General features: G+C 69.2%; 3 protein-coding genes. 2 read left to right on the top strand and 1 reads right to left on the bottom strand.

Annotation, left to right across the window (positions count from 1 at the left end):
- Positions 1-103 precede the first annotated feature (103 nt).
- Positions 104-862 carry an IclR family transcriptional regulator gene (locus tag SGA01_RS40505; protein ID WP_141303408.1) on the bottom strand — a complete coding sequence of 253 codons (759 nt, stop codon included), beginning with the start codon at positions 860-862 and terminating at the stop codon, positions 104-106.
- 370 nt (positions 863-1,232) lie between these two features.
- Here SGA01_RS40505 and SGA01_RS40500 point away from each other — a divergent pair, with 370 nt between their 5' ends.
- Together SGA01_RS40500 and SGA01_RS40495 are read left to right on the top strand one after the other, a co-directional pair.
- Positions 1,233-2,309 carry an LLM class flavin-dependent oxidoreductase gene (locus SGA01_RS40500; RefSeq protein WP_174867703.1) on the top strand — a complete coding sequence of 359 codons (1,077 nt, stop codon included), beginning with the start codon at positions 1,233-1,235 and terminating at the stop codon, positions 2,307-2,309.
- 256 nt (positions 2,310-2,565) lie between these two features.
- The coding region (locus SGA01_RS40495) for a glycoside hydrolase family 18 protein (RefSeq protein ID WP_141303404.1) at positions 2,566-4,089 on the top strand (1,524 nt) is incomplete at its 3' end.

Genomic DNA, 4,089 nt, shown 5'->3' with positions numbered 1-4,089 from the left:
AGAGAAAATACTACCTGGTCCCGAGGGGTGCTCGTGACAGCCCCGCCGGAGCGCCGTCCGGCGGGGTTCGTCCTGGGTGGCCGCCGTCCTGAGCGGCCGGCTGCTAGATGGCCAGGGAGAGCACCACCGGAGCGGCCCGCCGGTTGAGCGTGTCCGCCGCGGCGCGCAGCCGGTGGGCGTGCTCGATCGGCAGGGACAGGGCCAGGCAGCCCACGGCCGAGCCCGCCGTCAGCGGGACGGCGGCGCAGACCGTGCCGACCGCGTACTCCTGGAGGTCGAGCACGGGGACGGTAGCCGGCTGGCTGTCGAGCTTCGAGAAGAGGATCCGCTCGCTGGTGATCGTCCGGGAGGTCAGCCGGGCGATCTTGTGCCGGGAGAGGTGGTCCCGCCGGCCGTTCTGGTCGAGCTGGGTGAGCAGGCACTTGCCGACGGCGCTGACGTGCGCCGCCGAGCGGAAGTCCACCCATTCGTTGACCTTCGGGGTGCGTGGCCCGTCGGCGAACTGGGTGATCTTCACTTCGCCGTCGATGTACCGGCTGATGTAGACGGCCGCGCCGACGGAGTCGCGCAGTTCGGTCAGGGTCTCCTGGAGCTTGGCCTCCAGGGCTTCGCGGCGGGTCAGGCCGGAACCGAGGAGGACGAGGGAGTCCCCGATGACGTATGCGCCGTCGGCGACCTGCTCGACGTACCCCTCGCGGCGGAGCATGAGGAGCAGCGACGAGAGGTGGGCGACGGGCAGGCCGGTCTCGCGGGCGATCTGGACGTCCGTCACTCCGCCACCGTGCCGTGAGACCGTCTCGAGGACGCGCAAGGCGTATTGCACCGAGTGGAACGGCGCGGTGGGCTCGGGCTTCAGCGCCACGGTTTCCCCCTACCAGGTTGTGACCGCAAGCTTTCGTACCACGATAGCCGCCAAGGGCCCTTTCAGGGGCGGCTGTTGGCGAGAATGATGCGGAGGATCCATGGCCTGGGCTGGGGCGCACCACCCTGGCATATGCCTGTGTCATGACTCCTTCACAGAGCCTCAGGTCAGGGCTGTGCGCGACCGGGTTCGCGCTCACGTTCGGGTGGTGGCGGCCGGGAGATTTTTTACGGGGAAGCGGACCCGCTCAGGCCTCGATCCGTGGCCGAAACCGTACGGAAGGGTCCCGGAATAAGCGGAGACACCCTCCTGTTGTGGATCGGATGCAGTGTTCGCACCATCCGCACGTGTGCCGAGGAGGGTCCCTACGGTGACCGACGCTATTCGAGGAGAGGCACGGGGAACCGCGCCCGTACCGCTGTCCGTACTGGACCTGGTGACCGTCGGCAGCGGGCGGACCGCGACGCAGGCGCTGGCCACCAGCGTCGAGCTGAGCCGGCTCGCCGAGCGGCGCGGCTTCCACCGGCACTGGGTGGCCGAGCACCACTCCATGCCCGGCGTCGCCTCCTCCTCCCCGGCGGTGATCCTCGCCCACCTCGCCGCCCACACCCGCCGCATCCGGCTCGGCTCCGGCGGCGTGATGCTGCCCAACCACGCCCCGCTCGTGATCGCCGAGCAGTTCGGCACCCTGGAGGCCTTCGCCCCGGGCCGGATCGACCTCGGCCTCGGCCGTGCGCCCGGCACCGACGGCGCCACGGCCGCCGCCCTGCGGCGCACGAACACCTTGGCCGAAGGGGCCGACGACTTCCCGGAGCAGCTCGCCGAGCTGACCCGGTTCCTGGACGACGACTTCCCCGACGGGCACCCGTACGCCCGGATCCACGCCGTGCCCGGCCCCGTGCAGGGCCCGAAGGGCCGCCCGCCGGTCTGGCTGCTCGGCTCCTCCGGCTTCAGCGCCCGCCTCGCGGGACTGCTCGGACTGCCCTTCGCCTTCGCCCACCACTTCTCCGCCCGGAACACGATCCCGGCGCTCGACCTCTACCGGGACTCCTTCCGGCCCTCGGGGGTCCTCGACGCCCCGTACGCCATGATCGGCGTCGCGGCGCTCGCCGCCGACGAGGCGGAGCAGGCCCGCCGCCAGGTCCTCACCGGGGCCCTCGCGATGCTGCGGCTGCGCACCGGCCGGCCCGGTCTGGTGCCGACGCCGGAGGAGGCGGAGGCGTACGACTTCAGCTCCGCCGAGCGGGAGTTCGTCGACGGCTGGCTGGCGAACATCGTGTACGGCACCCCGGACGAGGTCCGCACGGGCCTCGACGACCTCCGCAAGCGCACGGGCGCGGACGAGCTGATGATCACGGCCAACGCGCACGGCGGGGAGGAGCGGCTGCGGAGCTACGAGCTCATCGCCGACGCGTACGAGCTCCCGGAACTGCCCGAGCTGCCGTAACCAGCGGATTTCCCTGCCGGGGTGGTTCACTCCCGAACCGCCCTCGCGGCACCCCTAAGTGAACCTTAAACCGCTCGTCACCCATGGTGGCGGGCGGTTCCGTTTTGTGCTGCACCCCTCTGACTAGGGCTTTCCTCATCAAATTGGTCTAGTCCTCAATCTGGTTCAGACCATTGACGTGCTGTTCATGTGCCGGTTATCACTTCCTCATCCCCAGTACGGCACCACCCAGTTCTCCCCCCTTCGGAGGCCGCACGTGCACCCCCGTAAGCCATTGATCGCCGCGCTTCTCAGCTCGGCCCTCGCCGCCGGCGCGCTCGCCGCGACCGTCGGCCTCGGCTCCGCCCAGGCGGCCGACTCGTCGACCACTGCCTCTGCGGGCAACGTGCGCATCGCGTACTACGACCAGTGGAGCGTCTACGGCAACGCGTTCTACCCCAAGCACCTCGACACCCGGGGCATCGCGGGCCAGCTGGACGTCATCAACTACTCGTTCGGCAACATCCACCCCACCAACCTCACCTGTTTCATGGCCAACAAGGCCGCGGGTGACGACAACAACCCCAACGCGGGTGACGGTGCGGGCGACTCGTACGCCGACTACCAGAAGTCCTTCAGCGCGGCGGACAGCGTCGACGGCGTCGCCGACAAGTGGGACCAGCCGATCGTGGGCGTCTTCAACCAGTTCAAGGAACTGAAGGCGAAGTACCCCCACCTGAAGATCAACATCTCGCTCGGCGGCTGGACCTACTCCAAGTACTTCAGCGACGCGGCCAAGACGGACGCGAGCCGCAAGAAGCTCGTCTCCTCCTGCATCGACCAGTACATCAAGGGCAACCTGCCCGTCGAGGGCGGCTTCGGCGGTGCGGGCACGGCGGCCGGCATCTTCGACGGCATCGACATCGACTGGGAGTACCCCGGCTCCTCCGGCGGCCACCTGGGCAACCACTACGCCCCCGAGGACAAGCAGAACTTCACCCTGCTCCTCGCCGAGTTCCGCAAGCAGCTCGACGAGTACGGCGCGGCCAACGGCGGCAAGAAGTACCTGCTGACCTCGGCCCTCCCGGCCGGCCAGGACAAGATCAAGTACATCGAGACCGACAAGATCGGCCAGTACTTGGACTACGCCAACATCATGACGTACGACATGCACGGCGCCTGGGACGGCGACGGGCCGACGTACCACCAGTCCCCGCTGTACCCCTCGACGAACGACCCGACCGACCCGATCGCGCCGGGCACCGAGAAGTACAGCATCGACTCGGCCATCGACTCCTGGATCGACGGCAACCCGACCTACGGGATCGCGGGCGGCTTCCCCGCCAACAAGCTGACCCTGGGCTACGAGTTCTACTACCGCGGCTGGAAGGGCGTGCCGGCCGGCACCACCAACGGCCTCGCGCAGACCGCCACCGGCGGCTCCGGCGCCCGACCGCTCAGCCAGCAGGCCGGCATCGCGCACTACAAGGAGCTCGGCGGCATCGTCGACAACGCGTCGACGACCTTCTGGGACGACCAGTCGAAGTCCTCGTACTTCTACAAGGACGGCGAGTTCTTCACCGGCCTGAACCAGAAGTCCATCCAGGCCCGGGTGGACTACGGCAAGCAGCGCGGCCTGGCCGGCGCGATGATGTACTCGCTCCTCGGCCTGGACAACAACGCCACCCTGCTGGGTCAGATCAACACCGCGCTCGGCGCCACCACCACCCCGCCGACCACGACGCCGCCGACCACCCCGCCGACGACGCCGCCCACCACCCCGCCCACCACGCCCCCGACG

This window comes from Streptomyces gardneri, assembly GCF_006539185.1.
Taxonomy (GTDB): domain Bacteria; phylum Actinomycetota; class Actinomycetes; order Streptomycetales; family Streptomycetaceae; genus Streptomyces; species Streptomyces gardneri.
This window is presented reverse-complemented; position numbering and strand designations above follow the sequence as displayed.